Below are 19,239 nucleotides of genomic sequence, written 5' to 3' on the forward strand. Positions count from 1 at the left end.
TTGCACGTGCTGCGCGCTGTGCAATCCTGTGCGCTTCCCCCGCGCGGGGGACACCAAAAAGCAGGCAGGGAAACCCCATGAGAACCATCAAGGCCGCCTTGGCCTCCACTGCGCTGATCTGCGCCACCCCGGCATTGGCGCAGGATTTCGGCGCCTATGGCTATGATACGATGCGCGACTTGGCGCTGAATTATCCGGGCCGCTTCACGGGCGCGCCGGACAGCGGTACGACCTTCTTCAACGCGGCCCAATACATGCGCGACCGCCTGTCCTTCGGCGGCAATGCGGTCGTGCGTCAGGACTTCACCGCCACCAGCCGGTCTGGCGCCACGCTGGGCCCGTCGCAAAACCTGGTCGTGTCGATGCCCGGCGCCAGCGACCGCTTCATCGTGGTGGGGGCGCATTTCGACAGCGCCGGAACATCGCCCGACCTGCAGGGGGTCGACGACAATGCCTCGGGCGCGGGGGTTCTGACCGAACTGGCGGCGCACATGACCGGGCTGTCCACCGATGTCGGCCTGGAGTTCGTGGCCTTCGGCGCCGAGGAGGTCGGCCTGCAGGGGGCGGCCCATTACGTCGACACCCTGGGCGGCCGCCGCGACGACATGGCCGGGATGATCAACATCGACAGTCTGATCACCGGCGATTTCATGTATGCCCATGCCGGGACCGAATACCTGGAGAACCCGGCGCTGCTGTCGCTGTGGACCCGCGCGCACGCCATCGCGGACGAGCTTGGCATCGATCTGCGCAGCAACCCCGGACGGAACCCGGACTATCCGATCAACACCGGCTGCTGTTCCGACGCCGCCGTGTTTGAAGGCTACGGCATCCCGATCCTGTGGCTGGAGGCGACGAACTGGGACCTGGGCGATCTGGACGGCTATACCCAGACCGACAATCCGCTGATCCCCGGCGGCTCGACCTGGCATGACCCGACCGAGGACAACTGGGACTTCCTGCTGGCGGCCTTGGGCCCTGAGCGGTTCGAGCAGCGCATGCGCGACTATGCCCGCATCCTGACCCGCCTGCTGGTCGAGGAGACGGGCGCCGACCTGGTGGCGTCGTCCCAGGACGCGGCCCTGTCGGCGGCCCAGATCGCCGATCTGGCCACCCGACAGCAGGCCGACCTGGCCGCCCTGTCGCTGCGCGCGACGCGTGACCGTCTGGGCGCGGATGCGCCCTTTGGCCAGATCACGCCCTCGATCGCGGTGCAGGGCCTGGCCACGCCGGACAGCAGCGCGACCTTCGGGCGCGACGGCGGCGCTGCGCTGATGGCGCGGGCGGGCGCGTCGTACCAGGTGGCCCCCGGCCTGTCTTTGGGCGGCCAGCTGGCCTATGCACGCACCGGCGACGACCTGCGCAGCGGCGACGACCTGCGCAGCGGCGACGACCTGGAATCGACCGGCTATCAGCTGTCGCTGGACGCGGCCTATGCGATGAACGACGACTGGGTGATCGGCGCGGTCAGCTGGGGCAAGTCGGACCTTGAGGGCACGCGCGACTTCGTGCTCCGCTCGGGCCTGGGCGCGACCATCGTCGAACGGGATTTCGACTGGTCGACCAATGCCTATACCCTGGGCGCGCGAGTCCAGGCCGGGCGCGACTATGCGCTGGCATCGGGCGTGACCTATGGTCCGGTCGTGGGGCTGGATTACAGCCGCACCCGGATCGGCGGGTTTTCGGAAGGGTCGGGCGACCGCCGCGCGGTCACCTATGCCGGTCAGGCAATCGAAAGCCTGGAGGTCCAGCTGGGCGGCCGCGTCGGCACCGATCTGGCCGTCGCCGGGCGCGACGTGACGCTGTCGGCGCAAGGCACGCTGGTCCACGACCTGGCCGAAGGGGCGCCCTCGCGCATCCGCGTGACCGACAGCACCGGCAACGACCGCCGCGTGACGCTGGATGGACAGGACCGCAACTTTGCCCGCATCGGCCTGTCGGCCCAGACGGCCCTGTCCGACCAGGCCGATGCCTGGGTGACGTTGGACAGCCGCATCGGCCATGACGCCGGATCGCAGGCGACCGTCGGCGCGGGCCTGGGCCTGCGGTTCTGAAAACCGCTTGTGCGCGTCCGGTCAGCCGGGCGCGCACAAGCCGTCCCTGCGGCGTTTCGCGGCAATCGCCGGGGCCGCCCGACCTGTTGCCGGAACCCCGCGGCCGGGGTGCGGACCTGCAACGCGCGCTGGCGTTGCGCGGCCGTTTGCGGTAAATGCCCCCGACCGCAGAAAAAGGAGCTCCCCCGAAATGGGTTACAAAGTCGTCGTCGCCGGCGCCACGGGCAATGTGGGCCGCGAAATGCTGAACATCCTGGACGAACGCCAGTTCCCCGTGGACGAGATCGCCGTGCTGGCGTCCCGCCGCAGCCAGGGCACCGAGGTCAGCTTTGGCGACAAGACTTTGAAGATCAAGGACATCGAGCAGTTCGACTGGACCGGCTGGGACATCGCACTGTTCGCCATCGGATCGGATGCGACCAAGATCCACGCCCCCAAGGCCGCGGCCGCGGGCTGCGTGGTGATCGACAACTCCTCGCTCTATCGCTACGACGCCGACGTGCCACTGATCGTGCCCGAGGTGAACCCCGACGCGATCCAGGGCTATGCGAAAAAGAACATCATCGCGAACCCCAACTGCTCGACCGCGCAGATGGTCGTCGCGCTCAAGCCCCTGCATGACCGCGCCCGCATCAAGCGCGTCGTCGTCTCGACCTACCAGTCGGTCAGCGGCGCGGGCAAGGAGGGCATGGACGAGCTGTGGGACCAGACCAAGGGCATGTACGTGCCGGGTCAGGAAAAGGAACCGAAGAAGTTCCAGAAGCAGATCGCCTTCAACGTGATCCCGCAGATCGACGTCTTCATGGAAGACGGCGCGACCAAGGAAGAATGGAAGATGGTCGCCGAGACCAAGAAGATCATGGACAAGTCGATCAAGGTCACCGCGACCTGCGTCCGGGTCCCCGTCTTCGTCGGCCATTCGGAATCGATCAACATCGAGTTCGAGGATTTCCTGGACGAGGACGAGGCACGCGACATCCTGCGCGAGGCGCCCGGCGTCATGGTGATCGACAAGCGCGAACCCGGCGGCTACATCACCCCCGTCGAATGTGTGGGGGAATACGCCACCTACGTCAGCCGCATCCGCCAGGACGGCACGGTCGAGAACGGCCTGAACCTGTGGTGCGTCAGCGACAACCTGCGCAAGGGTGCGGCGCTGAACGCGGTGCAGATCGCCGAACTGCTGGGCAACCGCATCCTGAAGAAGGGCTGATCCTTGTTCGAATGGATCACCGGCCTGCTGGAAAGCGGGGGGGCCTGGGCAATCTTTGCCCTGATGCTGCTGGAAAACATCTTTCCGCCGATCCCGTCGGAACTGATCATGCCGCTGGCGGGGTTCAACGCCGCCCGCGGCGGCACGCCCCTGTGGCTGGCGATCCTGGCGGGCGGGGTCGGATCGACCCTGGGCGCGTGGTTCTGGTACGTGATCGGGGTGGCTTACGGCCCGGCGCGGATGCGCCGCGTCGTGGTCCGCTATGGCCGCTGGCTGACGCTGACGCCCAACGAGCTGACCTCGGCCGAGGGCTGGTTCGCCCGGCATGGCGGGGCCGCGGTCTTCTTCGGCCGCTTCCTGCCCACGATCCGCACGCTGATCTCGGTCCCCGCGGGGCTGGCGCAGATGCCGGTGGGGCGGTTCCTGCTGTTCACCGCCATCGGCAGCTTCATCTGGACGGGCGGGCTGGCCATCGCTGGCTATGTCCTTGAAAACGGCTATGAGGCCGTCAGCCACCTGATCGATCCGCTGTCCACGGCGATCGTTCTGGGCTTTGTCGCGCTGTATGTCTGGCGGGTCATCCGCTGGCGGCCCGACGCCTGAAGACGCGCCGGGCGGGCGGGTGTCAGATCGACACCCACCGCCTGCCGCCGTCATCGGCCTGCAAAAGCGTGCCTTCGCTGATGTCGTGCAGCAGACCGTGCAGCGACATTTCCCCGGACTCGACCGCCGCGCGGACGAAGGGGAAGGTCATCAGGTTCTCCAGCGACACCAGCACGGCCTCGCGCTCCAGCGCGTTGACCTGTTCGGCTTCGGGCAGGTCCTTCACGCGGTCATAGCCGGGGCGCAGGATGTCCATCCAGCGACCGACGAAGCTGGTCTTCTCCTCCAGTTCGGGCGCGGCGCCCGAACACATCGCGTGGCATCCCTTGACGCCGCCGCAATTGGTGTGGCCCACCACGATCAGATGCGCGACCTTCAGCGCCGTGACGGCGTATTCGACCGCCGCCGAGGTGCCGTGCTGCAACCCGTCGGGCGCATATGCCGGCACCAGGTTGGCAATGTTGCGGTGAATGAAGAACTCGCCCGAATCGGCGCCGAAGATGCTGGTCACGTGCACGCGGCTGTCGCAGCAGGAGATGACCATCGCGCGCGGGCGCTGTCCTTCGGTCGCCAGCCGGCGGAACCAGGCCGCGTTCTCGGCATAGGACGTCGCCTTCCAGCCGTGGAAACGCTTGACCAGATATTGCGGCAACGGAGACAGGTCGTTCATCTGGCACCTCGCTTTCTGACAGGGGTGATAGGCCGGGATTGAGACAAATTCGAGCCTTTTCTTGATCCCGCCTCAAGGCTTTCTTCACCGCTTGCCCCGCATGGTCGGCGCGTGCGGGGACAGATCCCCTGGAGGTGCGGATGGCACAAATTTCGGCTTTGGCCATATCAGAGGCGGTCCGCGTGGACAGCCGCCGCGTCGCGGAAATCGTGGCCGAGCTGGGCGAGACATCGGCCCAGCATGTCATCGGCCTGGCGCTGGAACAGCTGGCGGCGGCGCTGACGGCGGTGGACGGTGCGCTGGACGACGCGGACCTGGCACAGGCGGCGGCGCATGCCGAACGCATGTCGCGCCTGGCCTGGCAGATCGGCCTGCTGTCGCTGGCGGGCGTCGCGATGGACCTGGGCAGCACCGCCGAACGCGGCGACGTGCCGGCGCTGGCCGCGATCCGCGCGCGCCTGCTGCGGGTGGGCAACCGGTCGCTGACGGCGATCTGGGACCGGACGGCCCTGGCCTGAGGTTGCAGTCGGGGCGCGGTGCTGTAGGCTGTGCGCCGAACTGCCAAGGACCTGCCCATGACCCCCGAATTCGCGCCCGCCTCTGATGCCACCCTGCCGCTGTGGCTGGTCTGGACCGGCGACCCCCTGCCCCAGGATGCGGGCGACTGGCCCCAGGCCTGCGGGTTCGCGGCCAAGGCGGGACAGCTGTGCCTGCTGCCCGATGCGTCGGGCGGGCTGCGCGGCGCGATCATGGGCCTGGGAGAGCGGGCGCAGGCCGGCCGCGACCGGTTCCACTTGGCCCGCGCCCATGTCCTGCCCAAGGGCGACTGGCATCTGGCCGGCATCCCGCAGGGTCTGGACCCCGATCAGTTGGCGCTTGGCTGGCTGCTGGGCCAGTACCGGTTCACCCGCTACAAGGGCGCGCCGGTCCAGGGGCCGCGGCTGGTCTGCCCGGAAGGCGTGGACGCCGACCGCCTGCTGGCCATCGCCGCGGGCGAATTCCTGACCCGCGACCTGATCAACACCCCTGCCAGCGATCTGGGCCCCGACAAGCTGGAGGCCGCCGCGCGCGGTCTTGCCAACGATCTGGGCGCGCGGGTCGAGGTGATCTGCGGCGGCCAGCTGCTGAAGCAGAACTTTCCCCTGATCCACGCGGTCGGCCGCGCCGCCGCCTGCGAGCCGCGGCTGATCGACATCCGCCTTGGCGATGCGGGGCCGATGCTGACCATCGTCGGCAAGGGCGTGTGCTTTGACACCGGCGGGCTGAACCTGAAACCCGGCGCCTCGATGGGGCTGATGAAGAAGGACATGGGCGGGGCCGCGACCGCGCTTGGCCTGCTCAAGATGCTGGCGCGCAGCGGCGCGGCATCGGGCCTGCGCCTGCGGGTGCTGATCCCGGCGGTCGAGAACAGCGTCGCGGGCAACGCCTTCCGCCCCGGCGACGTGCTGGCCAGCCGCAAGGGCCTGTCGGTCGAGGTGAACAACACCGACGCCGAGGGTCGCCTGGTGCTGGCCGACGCCCTGACCTATGCGGCCGAGGAAAGCCCCGACCTGATGATCTCTCTGGCGACGCTGACGGGGGCGGCGCGGGTGGCGCTTGGTCCCGACCTGCCGCCGCTTTACTGCGACGACGACGCGACCGCGACCGCGATCCAGGCCGCCGGGATGCAGGTCGGCGACCCGGTCTGGCGGATGCCCTTCTGGGACGCGTATGAATCGCTGATCGAACCCGGCATCGCTGATCTGGACAACGCTCCTGCGGGCGGGATGGCCGGGTCGATCACCGCCGCCCTGTTCCTGCGCCGCTTTGCTGACGGGGCCGGCCGCTATGCGCATTTCGACATCTATGGCTGGCAGCCCACCGCCGCGCCGGGCCGCCCCAAGGGCGGCGTCGGACAGGGCGCGCGCGCGATCCTTGCCGCGCTGCCGCAGATTTTGGCGCGCTGATGGACCGCCGTCTGACGCCCGCCACCGACCGCGTGGCCCTGGACAGCCTGCGCGGCGTCCTGGACCGGCCGTCCTTCGTGCCGGGACAGCCCGCACGGGTGATCATTCCGGTGGTCGACCTGCTGGATGCCCCCGAAGGCCGCCGCGACCGGCAGCTGAACTTCGGGGCCGACGTGACGGTGATCGACCGCGAGGCGGGGATGAGCTTTGTGCGCGCGGCGCTGGACGGCTATTGCGGCTGGATCGCCGACACCGCGCTGAGCGGCAGCCTGCCGCCCATCACCCACCGCGTCACCGCGCCGGCCACCCATGTCTATCTGGAACCCGACATGAAGCGGCCCGAGCGGTTTTCGCTGTCCCTAGGCGCGCGGGTGTCGGTCACCCAGGTCCAGGGCCGCTTTGCCACGCTGGCGACCGGCGGCCATGTCCCGGTCCAGCATCTGGCCGACGGCCCGGCCGACGACCCGGTTCCGGTCGCGGAAAGCCTGCTTGGCACGCCCTATCTGTGGGGGGGGAACAGCCGGGCGGGGATCGATTGTTCTGGGCTGGTGCAGGCCGCACTGACCGCCTGCGACATCGCCTGCCCCGGCGACAGCGACCTGCAGCGCGCGACGTTCGCGCAGACCGACACGATCGCGCGGGGCGATCTGCTGTTCTGGCCGGGCCACGTGGCGATGGCCGTGTCGGCGGATCTGATGATCCACGCCACCGCCTGGACCATGTGCGTCACCTTCGAGCCGATCCGCGACGCCATCGCCCGCATCGACGCCGCGGGCGAGGGGCCCTTTCTGGGCGCCCACCGCCCCGGTGGCATCACAGGTTGAACACCCGGTCGGGCTGAACCATGCCGCCCTGATAGCGGCCGATGCAGACCGGCCCCCTGGCGTCCTGGACCCAGACCAGCTCGCCCCATTGGGCGCCGCCGGTCACCTCTCCGGGATTGCCGTTGCGGATGCGGATGCCGCCTTCGGTCGTGGCGCGCAGCATGGGCAGGTCGGCCAGGCCCGTCTCCAACGGCAGGATCTGCGTTTCCAGCCAGTCCAGCGCGTCACGGTCGACGCGGTCGAAGGCCACCCCGGCGCTGGCCTCGAAGGGGCCGGACCAGGTGCGGCGCAGATGCGCGACATGGCCCAGACAGCCCAAGGCCCGGCCCAGGTCGCGCGCGATCGAGCGGACATAGCCGCCCTTGCCGCAGACCATCTCTAGGCGGGCGGTATCGGCCTGGGCCTCCAGCAGGGTCAGGCTGTCGACCCACAGCGGGCGCGCGGCCAGTTCCATCTCGACCCCCTCGCGGGCCAGGTCATAGGCGCGCTCGCCCTCGACCATGACGGCGGAAAAGGCGGGCGGGACCTGCATGATGTCACCGGTAAAGCCCGCCAGCGCCGCCTCGACCTGCGCTGCGGTGGGGCGGTCGTCGCTGGTGCGGACCACGCTGCCGGACGCGTCGTCGGTGGTCGTCTCGGACCCCCAGTTCACCACGAAGTCATAGCATTTCAGCGCGTCGGTGACGATCGGCACGGTCTTGGTGGCCTCGCCCAGGGCGACGGCCAGGACGCCGGTCGCGTCGGGGTCCAGCGTGCCGGCATGACCGGCCTTCTTGGCGTCCAGCGCCCAACGCACCTTGGCCACGACCGCGGTCGAATTGACGCCCGCGGGCTTGTCCACGATCAGCCAGCCGTTGATGTCCCGGCCCTTCTTGCGCGCCATGATCACTCCTGAAAAAACAAGGGCCGGGGGATAGACCCGCGGCGGGCAGGGGTCAACCGGTCACTCGACCAGGCCGATGATCGGCCCCATGCTGCGCCCGAAATCGGCCCGGTTCACCGACGGCGCATAAAGCCGCGAGATCGAGCCGTCGAAATACAGCGCATCGCGCACGCCCAGCCCGTCGCGGAAGAACCGCCCGAATTCATGGAACGTCACCGGCCTGTTCGAGATCGCGAACCACGCGGTCTGCCCGTCGGGCGACACGCCGACCCCGTTGCGGATATAGCGGCTGTCGCTGTCGGCCAGGAACCGCGGATGCAGATCGCCGTCGATGACCAGCATCGGCCCGGACTGGCTGGCCAGTCGGCAGTCGGGGCGCGTCTCGGCAAAGCTGACGCTTTTGATGACCTGGAAGGGTTGCGCGCCGCCGGTGCAGAAGACGCCGTTGGGCAGCATCCCGAAATTGTCGCGGCTGGCGCCGGTGACGATGGGCGACAGTTCGACCCCGTCGACGACCAGCAGACCCACCGGACGGTAATCGGCATGGAACATGCCCGCATTCATGGCAAACGACAGCGTCTGACCCGCGTCCAGCGTGCGGCGGACATTGGCGAAATTGCGCAATGGCGCGCCGTCGGGGCCGTCCTGGAACAGCCGCAGGGCGGGTTCCTGCGCGGCCTCGACCTGGCACAGCACATAGCCCTGGCCATCATGGTCCACGCGTTCGCATTGCGCGGCCCCCGATGGCAGCGCCATCGCGACCAGCATTCCGACCGCCACCGCCGCCAGACGCGGCAGATCAGGCGTCATCGTCGTCCCGGTCCGGGGCGGCGACGTCGCGGCGCACGCGCTCGTCCTCGAACAGGCGGCGGGTGTCGTCCATGCGGTCGAAGGTCTCGTCCAGCTGGAACCGCAGCTCGGGCGCGAATTTCAGCGTCATGGCCTTGGCGACCAGGTGGCGCAGTTCCGGCGTGTTGCGGCGCAGCGCGGCCAGCGCCTCGGGCGCATCGCGGCCGCCCAGCGGCAGCACATAGGCCGTCGCCACCTTGAGGTCGGTCGACATCGACACCTCGGCCACGGTGATGGAATGACGGTTCAGGTCGGGGTCGTGCACGTCCGCGCGCGCAAGCACGTCGGCGAGGGTACGACGGATCAGTTCGCCCACGCGCAGCTGGCGCTGCTTGGGGCCCTGACCTTGGGAATTGCGGTTCTGTGCCATGCGTCCCGATGTAGGGGGTCGCGGCGCGGGCCGCAACCTTGTATCACGCCCCAAAGCCAACAGGGGTGGACCATGAGCGATTTGCAGAACACCGATCAGCCGCAGCGGCCGGGCGTCGTGGTGACCGGCGCATCGGGCCGGATGGGCCGGATGCTGATCCGCCTGATCCTGGACAGCGACCACCTGCGGCTGGTCGGCGCGCTGGACCGCGCAGGCCACGACTGGATCGGGCAGGACATCGGCACCGCGATGGGGCGCGCGCCGGCCGGCGTCACGGTCAGCGACGACGCGGTGACGGCCATCGCCCAGGCGCAGGCGGTGATCGACTTCMCCAGCCCCGATGCCACGGTGGCATTCGCGGAACTGACCGCCCAGGCGCGCGCCGTCCACGTCATCGGAACCACCGGGCTGGAGCAGCGGCACCTGGACGCGCTGGCGGCCGCCGCCCGCCACGCGCCGATCATCCGTGCCGGCAACATGAGCCTGGGCGTGAACCTGCTGGTCGGGCTGACCCGCAAGGTCGCGGCCGCCCTGGGCACCGACTGGGACATCGAGGTGGTCGAAAGCCATCACCGCCACAAGGTCGACGCCCCGTCGGGCACCGCCCTGATGCTGGGAGAAGCCGCGGCCCAGGGACGCGGCGCGGCGCTGGACGACCTGCGCGTGTCGGCCCGCGACGGCATCACCGGGGCCCGCGCACCGGGCAGCATCGGCTTTTCCGCCATCCGCGGGGGCGACGTGGTGGGCGAACATGACGTGATCTTTGCCGCCGACGGCGAACGCATCGTGCTGCGCCACCTGGCCACCGACCGCGCGATCTTTGCCCGCGGCGCGATCCGCGCGGCGGTCTGGGGTCAGGACAAGGGTCCGGGTCAGTACGACATGATGGACGTCCTCGGCCTTCAGGGCTGAATGGAGCAGCACCCCGACAGCATCCGCGGCGCGTCGCCGTGGATGACCACATGGGCGCGGATCCCGAAAAGGCGATCCGACATGCCGTCCGAACACAGCTGCGGAATGGCGGTCAGGGTCAGCCCGTCGGCCACCACCGCGCGGGTCGGGTCGCGGAAGATGCCGGTGGACAGGACCGCCCGGACGGGGCGCGTGTCTTCTGGCATGTCGGGACCGCCCAGCACAACGCTGTCGCCCTGCGGGATGAAGGCCCAGAACGGCTCGGTGCCAAAGCACTGGAACGCCGCGGGCAGGGCGCCGTCCTGCCAGACGTCGACGCGATAATCCAGATAGCGGTCGGACACCCAGCCCGACCCCTCTCCGGTGTTGACGCGCGACCAGCCGGCGCGCTGCTCGACCACCTCGACGTGGGTCGCGTCAAAGGCCAGCGTGCCGATGATCGGCGCGGAGGCATCCGGCTCGGCCCGGATGTTCAGCACGTCGTCGGCCGCGACCCGCGCCACGTCGAACAGGGTGGGCAGGATGTATTCCTGGGTGGCCAGTGCCGGGCCCGACAGGGCCAGCGTCAGGACAAGGGCGGTGCGCAGCATGGGGCCTCCGGTCGGTTTCGCCGTCAGCCTAGCGCATTCGCGCGCGCCGTCCATCCACGCCCTGTTTCCCCCGCCCGCGCGACAGGCTAGAACCGGGGCATGAACACGCGCCTGATCGCCACCGAGACCCTGACCGCAGCCCTGGCCCGGATGCTGGCCGCCCAGATCGCGCCCCCGGCGGCGATCCTGCTGGACGGTCCGGTGGGTGCGGGCAAGACGCATTTCGCCCGTGCCTTCATCCGCGCCCGCCAGGGCGATGCGGCCGAGGACGTGCCCAGTCCCACCTTCACACTGGTCCAGACCTATGATGACCCGATGGGCACGCAGATCTGGCATGCCGACCTGTACCGCCTGACCGACCCGTCCGAGTTGACCGAACTGGGCCTGGACGAAGCGATGGAGGACGCGATCTGCCTGATCGAATGGCCCGAGCGGCTGGAGCGCGTCCCGCCCGGCGCCATCATCATCGCGATCGGCGCAGACCCGGACCCTGACCTGCGCCGCATCGACATGGCGTTCCCCGGCGCGGACCGTCTGGCGGCGCGGGCGACATTCGTCCTCGCGGCGGGGCATGGCGACGCGCGGGTGCTGCCCCTGGCGGGCGATGCCTCGGCCCGGCGGTATTTCCGGCTGCCGGGGGTGGGCGTGCTGATGGACGACCCGTCGGGGTCCGTGGGGCCGTTCCTGACGATGACCGACTGGCTGCGCGGCCGCGGGTTCGGCGCGCCCAGGGTTCTGGCGCAGGACGCCGATCAGGGGTTCCTGCTGCTGGAGGATCTGGGCGACGATCTGGTGGCCCGGGTGCTGGCCGACAGGCCCGATCTGGGTCCGCAGATCCACGACCGCATCACCGACCTGCTGGTCGACCTGCACCGTCAGCCGGTCCCCGCTTTCGTGGCGCCGCTGGACGGGCCGGCGATGGGCGATCTGGCGGCGCTGTTCGTCGATTATTATCCGGGGGCCGACCTGCCGGACCTGGCCACGCTGATCGCCGATCTGCACGACCGCCTGTGCGGCGACCTGCCCCCCGCCATCAGCCTGCGCGATTTCCATGCCGAGAACCTGGTCTGGCGCGGCGACGCGCCCCTGGGTCTGCTGGACTATCAAGACGCGGTGGCCGCGCACCCGGCCTATGACCTGGTATCCGCCCTGCAGGACGCGCGCCGCGACGTGGACCCGGCCACGGAACAGGCGCAGATCGCCCGCTATCTGGCCGCGACCGGCGTGGCCGAGGCCCCGTTCCGCGCCGCCTATGCCCTGATCGGCGCACAGCGGGCGCTGCGCATCCTGGGTGTCTTTGCCCGGCTGGCGATCCGGGACGGCAAGCCGCGCTATCTGGCCTTCATGCCGCGGGTCTGGGCGCATCTGCAGCGCGACCTGGCGCATCCGGCGCTGGCGCCTCTGCGGGCCATGCTGGCGCACGTGCCCGCCCCCGACGCCGCCCTGCGCGAAAGGATCGCCCGATGCCGTCCCTGATGATCTTTGCCGCGGGCCTGGGCACGCGGATGCGCCCGCTGACCGACGACCGGCCGAAACCGTTGATCAAGGTCGCGGGCCGCACCCTGCTGGACCGCGCGCTGGACCTTGGTCGCGACGCGGGCGCCGCGCCCATCGTGGTCAACACGCATTACCTGGGCGATCAGATCGAACGGCACCTGGCCGGTCAGGAGGTCGCGATCAGCGCCGAGCCGGACCTGATCCTGGACACCGGCGGCGGGCTGCGCCAGGCGCTGCCCCAGCTGGGACCGGGGCCGGTGATGACGCTGAACCCCGACGTGGTCTGGACCGGGCCGAACGTCCTGTCGTCGCTGATGGCGGCGTGGGACGACCGCATGGACGCGCTGCTGGCGCTGGTGCCGCTGGCCCAGGCCACGGCGCGGCAGGGGGCGGGCGATTTCAGCCTGGATGGCGGACGCCTGCGCCGGCGGGGCGACTATGTCTATGCGGGCGCCCAGATCATCCGCACCGATCGGCTGGCCGAAATCATGGCTGAGATGCGCGGTCTTTACGCGCTGCCCCCCGGCGTGGATTTTGCCGACGCCTTCGTGCGGGGCCTGCTGGAGCGGATGGCAGACCAGCCGCCCGAGGCCTTGGCCGGGGTCACAGTCTTCGTCAACGCCGCGTCCACGCGGGGGGCGCTGTATCGCGCCTTCGACAGGGCGGGGCCGCTGCTGCTGCCGCAGATCCGATCGATCACCGGGGTCGATCCGGGGCCCCTGGTCATGCCGGACCCGCCGGTGCCGCCCTTGGCGCGGCGGCTGGAACTGGCGCGGCTGATCGCGCAGATGCTGGCCCTGCGCCCCGATCTGGGGGCGGGTCATTCGATCCCGGTGCTGGCGCAGTCCCTGTCCCAGCTGATGGTCGAGATGCAGACCGAAGGCCGCGACCTGTCCGACCTGGAGGCGATCGACACCGGCGATCATGCCCGCCACTGGCAGAACGCGCTGGCCTTCCTGCGCATCGCGGCCCAGTTCCACCTGGGCGATCCGTCCCAGGACCGCCCCGCCCGCCAGCGCGCCGCGGCCGAGGCCGCCGCCCGCGACTGGCCGCAGGGCATCGATCTGCCGCAGGGCCCGGTGATCGTCGCGGGGTCGACCGGATCGCACGGGGCGACGCGTCTGTACATGCAGGCGGTCGCTGCGTTGCCCAATGGCGCGGTGGTGCTGCCCGGTTTCGATTTCGACCAGCCCGCCCCGGTCTGGGACGGGCTGGAGCGCGCCGACGATCACCCGCAGGCGCGGTTCGCGCCGCTGATCGCGGAGGCGGGCTATCCGCAGCGCTGGACCGCGGTGCGGCCGCCATCCGAGGGGCGCAACCGGCTGATCTCTCTGGCGCTGCGGCCCGCGCCGGTCACCGACCAGTGGATCGCCGAGGGCCCCGCCCTGCCCGACCTGATCCCCGCGACGGCCGACCTGACCCTGATCGAGGCCGACCAGCCCGGCCAGGAGGCCGAGACCATCGCCCTGATCATGCGCGACGCGGCCGAACGCGGCGGCGAACAGGTCACGCTGATCGCGGCCGACAGCGGCCTGATCCGACGCGTCACCGCGGCGCTGGACCGCTGGCACATCCGCCCCGMCGACAGCGCGGGCCGGCCCCTGCCGCTGACCGCGCCGGGCCTGTTCCTGCGCCAGGTGGCCGCTCTGTTCGGTCAGCCGCTGACCATCGACCGGCTGCTGATCCTGCTGAAGCATCCGCTGACCGCGACCGGATCGTCCGCGATCGGGCGAAACGACATGCTGCGCGAGACGCGCGAGCTGGAACTGCAGCTGCGCCGGAACGGCCCGGCCTTTCCCGATGCCGCCACACTGGCCGATTGGGCGACCAAGGGCGACGGCACGCGCAAGATCTGGGCGGAATGGCTGGCCGCGATGCTGTCGCGCATCACCGCCGTGGCCCGCGACCGGGCGCCGCGGCCCCTGCCCCATCGGCTGGCCGACCTGCTGGACCTGGCCCAGGCCCTGGCGGCGGGACCGGATGGCGATGCGGAACGCTCTCAGCTGTGGCAGGACAAGGCCGGGCAGATGGCCCGCGCGGTGCTGGACCATCTGGTGGAACACGCGGCGCTTGGCCCCGACATCGGCCCGGGCGACTTCAGCGCGCTGTTGGTCACCGAACTGCAGGCCAAGGCGGTGCGCGACGATGTCGAGGCGCATCACTGCCTGCGCATCCACGGCCCGCGCGAGGCGCGTCTGCACGGCCACGGCACCGTGATCCTGTCCGGCCTGAACGAGGGGGGCTGGCCGCAGGCCCTGTCGCCCGACCCCTGGCTGTCGCGCCAGATGCGTGCCGCCGCGGGCCTGCCCTTGCCCGAACGCCAGATCGGGCTGGCGGCGCACGACTTTCAGCAGGCCGTGGCTGCCGACCGGGTCTATCTGACCCGCGCGAAACGCGATGCCGAGGCCGAGACCATCCCGTCGCGCTGGCTGAACCGGATGCTGAACCTGATGGGCGGGCTGCCGGATCGCGGCGGTCCAGAGGCGCTGGCCCGGATGCGGACGCGCGGCGCGGAATGGCTGGCCCTGGCGCAGGCCGTGGCGCGGCCCCCCGCCCCGGTACCCCCGGCGGCGCGCCCCTCGCCTATCCCGCCGCTGCCTCTGTTCCCGGACCTGCCGGTGACGGACGTGTCGCTGCTGATCCGCGACCCCTATGCGGTCTATGCCAAGCGCGTTCTGGGCCTGCGCGCGCTGCCGCCGCTGCGCCCGCAGCCCGACGCGTCGCTGCGCGGCCAGACCCTGCATGCCATCGTCGAGGCGCTGCTGCACAGCCATCCCACCCCCGACACCCCGCCCGAGGTTCTCAGGGACCGGTTCCTGGCGCTGACCGACCGGGTGCTGGAGGACGAGGTGCCCTGGCCCGCCGCCCGCGCCTTCTGGTCGGCGCGCATCGCGCGGATCGCCGACCGCATCGTCGCGGACGAGCTGACCCGCCTGGCCGAGGGGCGGCCGATGGTCGTGGAGCATCGCGGCAAGGTGCCCGTGGCGGACCTGGGCATCACCCTGACCGCCAAGCCCGACCGGATCGACCTGCTGACCGACAACCGCGTCGTGGTCTATGACTACAAATCCGGCACGCCGCCGACCGACGCGATGATCCGCCATTTCGACAAGCAGCTGATGCTGGAGGCCGCGATGGCGCGCCGCGGCGGGTTCGACGCGCTTGGCCCGGTGGACGTGGCGGGCCTGCGCTACATCCAGCTGGGCGGAGAGGGCAAGACCCACCCGCGCGAGCATGACGACCTGATCGAGGCCGAGACCTGGGACGGCTTCGTCCGTCTGCTGCGGTCCTATGTGACCGGAGAGGCCGGGTTCACCGCGATGCGTGCGCCCCAAAGCACGTCCTATGCGGGCGATTACGATCACCTGGCGCGGTACGGCGAATGGGCGTTGACCGATGCCGCGGCGCCGCGAAAGGTGGGCGATCATCATGGATGAGGCGACGCTGAACCAGATCGCGGCGGCCGATCCGCTGCGCTCGACCTGGCTGACGGCCAATGCCGGGTCGGGCAAGACCCGCGTGCTGACCGACCGTGTCGCGCGGCTGCTGCTGGCGGGGACGCCGCCCGAACGCATCCTGTGCCTGACCTATACCAAGGCCGCCGCGACCGAGATGCAGAACCGCCTGCTGGCGCGGCTTGGCACCTGGGCGATGCTGCCCGAATCCGCCCTGCGTGCCGAACTGGCCCAGCTGGGCGAGGGGGGTGATCCTGACCTGCCCGCCGCGCGGCGCCTGTTCGCCCGCGCGATCGAGACGCCGGGCGGCCTCAAGGTGCAGACGATCCACAGCTTTTGCGCCGCCGTCCTGCGCCGCTTTCCGCTGGAGGCCGGGGTGCCGATGGGGTTCGCGGAACTGGACGACCGCAGCGCCCGCGCCATGCGCGCCGAGATCATCGAGGCGATGGCCGAAGAATCCCACCCCGCCATCGCGGACCTGACCCGCCTTCAGGGGGGCGACGACCTGGACGGGTTCCTGGCCGGGCTGTCCCTGGCCGATTACGCGGACGCCCCCGACGCGGCGGCGATCTGGGCCGCGCTGGACCTGCCCCCCGGTTTGACGGCGGACAGCCTGCTGGCCGGGGTCTTCACCGGCGGCGAAGGTGATCTGGCCGATGCCGTGATCCCGCCGCTGCGGGGCAGTTCCGCCAATGACGTCAAGCTGGCCGAGGCGCTGGCGCAGGTGAACTGGCGCGATCCCGGCATGGACGACCTGTCCCGCCTGTTCGGGTGTCTGCTGTTCGGCGGCAGCGCCAAGGTGCCGTTCGGCGCCAAGACCGGCAAGATCCCGACCAAGGCCATGGCCACCGGCCCCTGCGCCCCCTTCATGGACGATCTGGATGCCCTGATGGAGCGGGTCGAGCTGGCCCGCCCGCAGGCGCTGGCCCTGGCGGCGGCGGAACGCACGCTGGCGCTGCACCGGTTCGGGCATGCCTTCGCGGCGCGCATGAACGCGGCCAAGGCGGCGCAGGGCTGGCTGGATTTCGACGACCTGATCGGCCGCACCGCCGCGCTGCTGGAGGAATCCAGCATGGCGCAATGGGTGCTGTGGCGTCTGGACGGCGGCATCGACCATATCCTGGTCGACGAGGCGCAGGACACCAGCCCCGGCCAGTGGCGGGTGATCCGCCGCCTGACCGACGAATTTACCAGCGGCGCCGGCGCGCATGACCGGCCCCGAACGCTGTTTGTGGTGGGCGATCCGAAACAGTCGATCTATTCGTTCCAGGGTGCCGACATCACCGTGTTCGAGGCGATGCGCGACCGCTTCGCCGCCGATTTCCAGGCCGTGCAGGCGCCCATGCAGCAGCGCGGGCTGGCCCACAGCTTTCGGTCGTCGCCCGCCGTGCTGGCGCTGGTCGACGCGGTGTTCCAGGGAGAGGCCGCGACGGGCCTGGGCGATCCGCCCCGGCACGTGGCCTTCAAGGCGGCCCTGCCCGGCCGCGTGGACATCTGGCCCGCTCTGCCCAAGCCCGACAAGACCGACCCCGAGGACTGGACCCGCCCGGTCGATGCGCCGTCCGAAAACGACGCCGACACGCAGCTGGCCCGCCATGTCGCGATCCAGATCCGTGCGATGCTGGGCAGTCCCATCATCGACGCGAAATCGGGCCAGCCGCGGCCCCTGCATGCGGGCGACATCCAGATCCTGGTCCAGCGGCGCGGCACGCTGTTCGCGGCGCTGATCGCGGCGCTGAAATCGGCGGGCCTGCCGGTGGCGGGGGCCGACCGCCTGCGCCTGGCGGGCGAGCTGGCCGTACGCGACATCATCGCCACCTTGTCGGTGCTGGCCACGCCCGAGGACGACCTGTCGCTGGCGGCTGCGCTGCGCTCTCCGCTGTTCGGGCTGTCCGAGGACGACCTGTACCGCCTGGCCCATGGCCGCCGGTCGCGCGAATACCTGTGGATGCGCCTGCGCGAATCGTCCCACGTGGACGCACAGGCGGTGCTGAACGACCTGGCCGGGCAGGCCGACTATCTGCGCCCGCACGACCTGATCGCCCGGCTACTGACCCGCCATGGCGGCCGCGCCGCCCTGTTGGCCCGCCTTGGCCCCGAGGCCGTGGACGGCATCGACGAGCTGATGTCCCAGGCCCTGGCCTATGAGCAGGTGGAAACCCCGTCCCTGACCGGCTTCCTGGTCTGGCTGGCCCAGGATGAGGTTGAGGTGAAACGACAGCTGCCCGGCGGCGCGGGCGGTCTGATCCGGGTGATGACGGTACACGGATCGAAGGGCCTGGAAAGCCCCGTGGTGATCCTGCCCGAGACCCAGGTCCGCAAGCCCAACAACCGCCAGGCGCTGGTGCGTCTGGACGACATGCCGGTCTGGCGCGGCGCCGCGCCCGAACGCTGCGACGCGGTCGCGATGGCCGTCGCCGAATGGCAGCGGCGGCAGGATGAAGAGCGGCGGCGCCTGCTGTATGTCGCGATGACGCGGGCCGAAAGCTGGCTGATCGTGGCCGCAGCCGGCGATACGGGCGAGGGGCTGGACAGCTGGCACGCGATGGTCGCCGAAGGCGCGGGCCGCACCGCCCTGACGCGTCAGGACCTGCCGATCGAAGGCGTCGGCACCGGGCTGCGCCTGTCCTGGGGCGACTGGCCGGCAGAGGCCGAAAGCCCAGCCCCCGATGCAGCCGTGCCGGTCGCGGCGCCGGACTGGGCGCTGCGCATGGCCCCGCCCGCGCCTGATTTCGTAGGCCCGGTGACGGCCAGCGGGCTGGGCGGCGCCAAGGTGCTGGCCGGAACCAGCGCGGGCGACCGCGACGCCGCGATGCTGCGCGGCACGCGGCTGCACCTGCTGCTGGAGCATCTGCCCGCCCATACCGCATCCGACTGGCCGCGCATCGCCCGTGCGATCCTGTCGGGGGCCGAAGGCGGCCTGCCCGACGCCCCGGATATGGCCGACCTGCTGGACGAGGCCTACGCGGTCCTGTCCGCGCCAGCCCTGACGCAGGTGCTGCAGCCCGGCGACGACGCGCCCATCCTGTCCGAGGTCGCGCTGACCGCGCCCGTCGCGGGCCTGGGCACGCTGAACGGAGTGATCGACCGACTGGTGGTGACCGACGCGCTGATCACGGCCGTCGACTACAAGACCAATGCCGACGTGCCACAGGATGCCGATGCCGTGCCGGAGGGCATCCTGCGGCAGATGGCGGCCTATCGCGCGGCGCTGCGGGGCATCTGGCCGGACCGCCCGATCCGCATGGCGGTGCTGTGGACGGCGACGCGCAGCCTGATGACGCTTCCCGATGCGCTGCTGGACCGGGTGATGGCGGGGATGGTCAAGGCGACCCCTGCCCCTTGACCCGTCCCCATGCGGCCCATACCTGTT

The 19,239-nt window shown here is 70.6% G+C and carries 15 protein-coding genes; 10 read left to right on the forward strand and 5 right to left on the reverse strand.

The genetic code is table 11. From position 1 onward, the window contains the following. Positions 1-77: 77 nt before the first annotated feature. The 3 genes from GBO37_RS01655 to GBO37_RS01665 all read left to right on the forward strand — a co-directional run bounded on the left by GBO37_RS01655 (position 78) and on the right by GBO37_RS01665 (position 3,870). Positions 78-2,054, forward strand: a complete 1,977-nt coding sequence (locus tag GBO37_RS01655; RefSeq protein ID WP_252926718.1) for a M28 family peptidase — start codon at positions 78-80, stop codon at positions 2,052-2,054. Positions 2,055-2,244: 190 nt separating this feature from the next. After that, positions 2,245-3,267: an aspartate-semialdehyde dehydrogenase gene (locus GBO37_RS01660; protein ID WP_045981957.1), complete on the forward strand. Its 1,023-nt coding sequence runs from the start codon at positions 2,245-2,247 to the stop codon at positions 3,265-3,267. A 3-nt stretch (positions 3,268-3,270) separates the two neighbouring features. After that, the gene (locus GBO37_RS01665; RefSeq protein ID WP_045981956.1) at positions 3,271-3,870 is read left to right on the forward strand and encodes a DedA family protein; all 600 of its coding nucleotides are present in this window, start codon (positions 3,271-3,273) and stop codon (positions 3,868-3,870) included. A gap of 22 nt (positions 3,871-3,892) precedes the next feature. Here the strand turns inward: GBO37_RS01665 and GBO37_RS01670 are convergent, their stop codons facing one another. Then, complete coding sequence (locus tag GBO37_RS01670) at positions 3,893-4,540, reverse strand: carbonic anhydrase (protein WP_046000489.1); 648 nt, start codon at positions 4,538-4,540, stop codon at positions 3,893-3,895. A gap of 140 nt (positions 4,541-4,680) precedes the next feature. Between GBO37_RS01670 and GBO37_RS01675 the strand changes: the two genes are divergently transcribed. From GBO37_RS01675 to GBO37_RS01685, 3 genes are read left to right on the forward strand one after another with little or no spacing between them, the layout of a single operon-like run. Continuing rightward, complete coding sequence (locus tag GBO37_RS01675) at positions 4,681-5,058, forward strand: hypothetical protein (protein ID WP_045981954.1); 378 nt, start codon at positions 4,681-4,683, stop codon at positions 5,056-5,058. Positions 5,059-5,115: 57 nt separating this feature from the next. Continuing rightward, on the forward strand, positions 5,116-6,486 hold the full coding sequence (locus GBO37_RS01680; protein ID WP_252926720.1) for a M17 family metallopeptidase: 1,371 nt from the start codon (positions 5,116-5,118) through the stop codon (positions 6,484-6,486). Then, a complete protein-coding gene (locus GBO37_RS01685) occupies positions 6,486-7,310 on the forward strand; it encodes an NlpC/P60 family protein (RefSeq protein ID WP_045981952.1) in 825 nt (274 codons plus the stop codon). The genes GBO37_RS01680 and GBO37_RS01685 overlap by 1 nt, the downstream gene beginning before the upstream one ends. Here the strand turns inward: GBO37_RS01685 and truB are convergent. From truB to rbfA, 3 genes are read right to left on the reverse strand one after another with little or no spacing between them, the layout of a single operon-like run. Continuing rightward, on the reverse strand, positions 7,300-8,193 hold the full coding sequence (gene truB, locus GBO37_RS01690; protein ID WP_252926721.1) for a tRNA pseudouridine(55) synthase TruB: 894 nt from the start codon (positions 8,191-8,193) through the stop codon (positions 7,300-7,302). The two genes, GBO37_RS01685 and truB, sit on opposite strands and share 11 nt — an antisense overlap. A 60-nt stretch (positions 8,194-8,253) precedes the next feature. Beyond that, positions 8,254-9,003, reverse strand: coding sequence for a phosphodiester glycosidase family protein (locus GBO37_RS01695; RefSeq protein WP_371927450.1), 750 nt, complete (start codon positions 9,001-9,003; stop codon positions 8,254-8,256). Beyond that, complete coding sequence (gene rbfA, locus GBO37_RS01700; RefSeq protein WP_045981949.1) at positions 8,993-9,412, reverse strand: 30S ribosome-binding factor RbfA; 420 nt, start codon at positions 9,410-9,412, stop codon at positions 8,993-8,995. The genes GBO37_RS01695 and rbfA overlap by 11 nt, the downstream gene beginning before the upstream one ends. 72 nt (positions 9,413-9,484) lie before the next feature. Here rbfA and dapB point away from each other — a divergent pair, with 72 nt between their 5' ends. Continuing rightward, the gene (gene dapB, locus GBO37_RS01705; RefSeq protein WP_252926723.1) at positions 9,485-10,324 is read left to right on the forward strand and encodes a 4-hydroxy-tetrahydrodipicolinate reductase; all 840 of its coding nucleotides are present in this window, start codon (positions 9,485-9,487) and stop codon (positions 10,322-10,324) included. On the opposite strand, the gene GBO37_RS01710 is transcribed toward dapB, so the two are convergent. Continuing rightward, complete coding sequence (locus GBO37_RS01710; RefSeq protein WP_252926725.1) at positions 10,315-10,914, reverse strand: SH3 domain-containing protein; 600 nt, start codon at positions 10,912-10,914, stop codon at positions 10,315-10,317. The two genes, dapB and GBO37_RS01710, sit on opposite strands and share 10 nt — an antisense overlap. Before the next feature lie 99 nt (positions 10,915-11,013). Here GBO37_RS01710 and tsaE point away from each other — a divergent pair, with 99 nt between their 5' ends. From tsaE to addA, 3 genes are read left to right on the forward strand one after another with little or no spacing between them, the layout of a single operon-like run. Then, the gene (gene tsaE / locus GBO37_RS01715; RefSeq protein WP_252926727.1) at positions 11,014-12,390 is read left to right on the forward strand and encodes a tRNA (adenosine(37)-N6)-threonylcarbamoyltransferase complex ATPase subunit type 1 TsaE; all 1,377 of its coding nucleotides are present in this window, start codon (positions 11,014-11,016) and stop codon (positions 12,388-12,390) included. Beyond that, entirely contained in the window at positions 12,378-15,848 is a 3,471-nt protein-coding gene (gene addB / locus GBO37_RS01720) for a double-strand break repair protein AddB (RefSeq protein ID WP_252926728.1), read from the forward strand. The genes tsaE and addB overlap by 13 nt, the downstream gene beginning before the upstream one ends. Next, positions 15,841-19,212: a double-strand break repair helicase AddA gene (gene addA / locus GBO37_RS01725; protein ID WP_244297791.1), complete on the forward strand. Its 3,372-nt coding sequence runs from the start codon at positions 15,841-15,843 to the stop codon at positions 19,210-19,212. Before addB ends, addA begins: the two co-directional genes overlap by 8 nt. Positions 19,213-19,239 lie beyond the last annotated feature (27 nt).

This window comes from Paracoccus sp. 08 (assembly GCF_024105395.1).
Lineage (GTDB): Bacteria > Pseudomonadota > Alphaproteobacteria > Rhodobacterales > Rhodobacteraceae > Paracoccus > Paracoccus marcusii.

Bases quoted from the DNA above. Each gene is read 5' to 3' on its own strand.
- GBO37_RS01680 (WP_252926720.1), top strand. From the start codon at position 5,116: ATGACCCCCGAATTCGCGCCCGCCTCTGATGCCACCCTGCCGCTGTGG.
- GBO37_RS01685 (WP_045981952.1), top strand. From the start codon at position 6,486: ATGGACCGCCGTCTGACGCCCGCCACCGACCGCGTGGCCCTGGACAGC.
- GBO37_RS01675 (WP_045981954.1), top strand. From the start codon at position 4,681: ATGGCACAAATTTCGGCTTTGGCCATATCAGAGGCGGTCCGCGTGGAC.
- GBO37_RS01660 (WP_045981957.1), top strand. From the start codon at position 2,245: ATGGGTTACAAAGTCGTCGTCGCCGGCGCCACGGGCAATGTGGGCCGC.
- tsaE (WP_252926727.1), top strand. From the start codon at position 11,014: ATGAACACGCGCCTGATCGCCACCGAGACCCTGACCGCAGCCCTGGCC.
- GBO37_RS01670 (WP_046000489.1), bottom strand. From the start codon at position 4,540: ATGAACGACCTGTCTCCGTTGCCGCAATATCTGGTCAAGCGTTTCCAC.
- rbfA (WP_045981949.1), bottom strand. From the start codon at position 9,412: ATGGCACAGAACCGCAATTCCCAAGGTCAGGGCCCCAAGCAGCGCCAG.
- addA (WP_244297791.1), top strand. From the start codon at position 15,841: ATGGATGAGGCGACGCTGAACCAGATCGCGGCGGCCGATCCGCTGCGC.
- GBO37_RS01695 (WP_371927450.1), bottom strand. From the start codon at position 9,003: ATGACGCCTGATCTGCCGCGTCTGGCGGCGGTGGCGGTCGGAATGCTG.
- GBO37_RS01655 (WP_252926718.1), top strand. From the start codon at position 78: ATGAGAACCATCAAGGCCGCCTTGGCCTCCACTGCGCTGATCTGCGCC.
- truB (WP_252926721.1), bottom strand. From the start codon at position 8,193: ATGGCGCGCAAGAAGGGCCGGGACATCAACGGCTGGCTGATCGTGGAC.
- GBO37_RS01710 (WP_252926725.1), bottom strand. From the start codon at position 10,914: ATGCTGCGCACCGCCCTTGTCCTGACGCTGGCCCTGTCGGGCCCGGCA.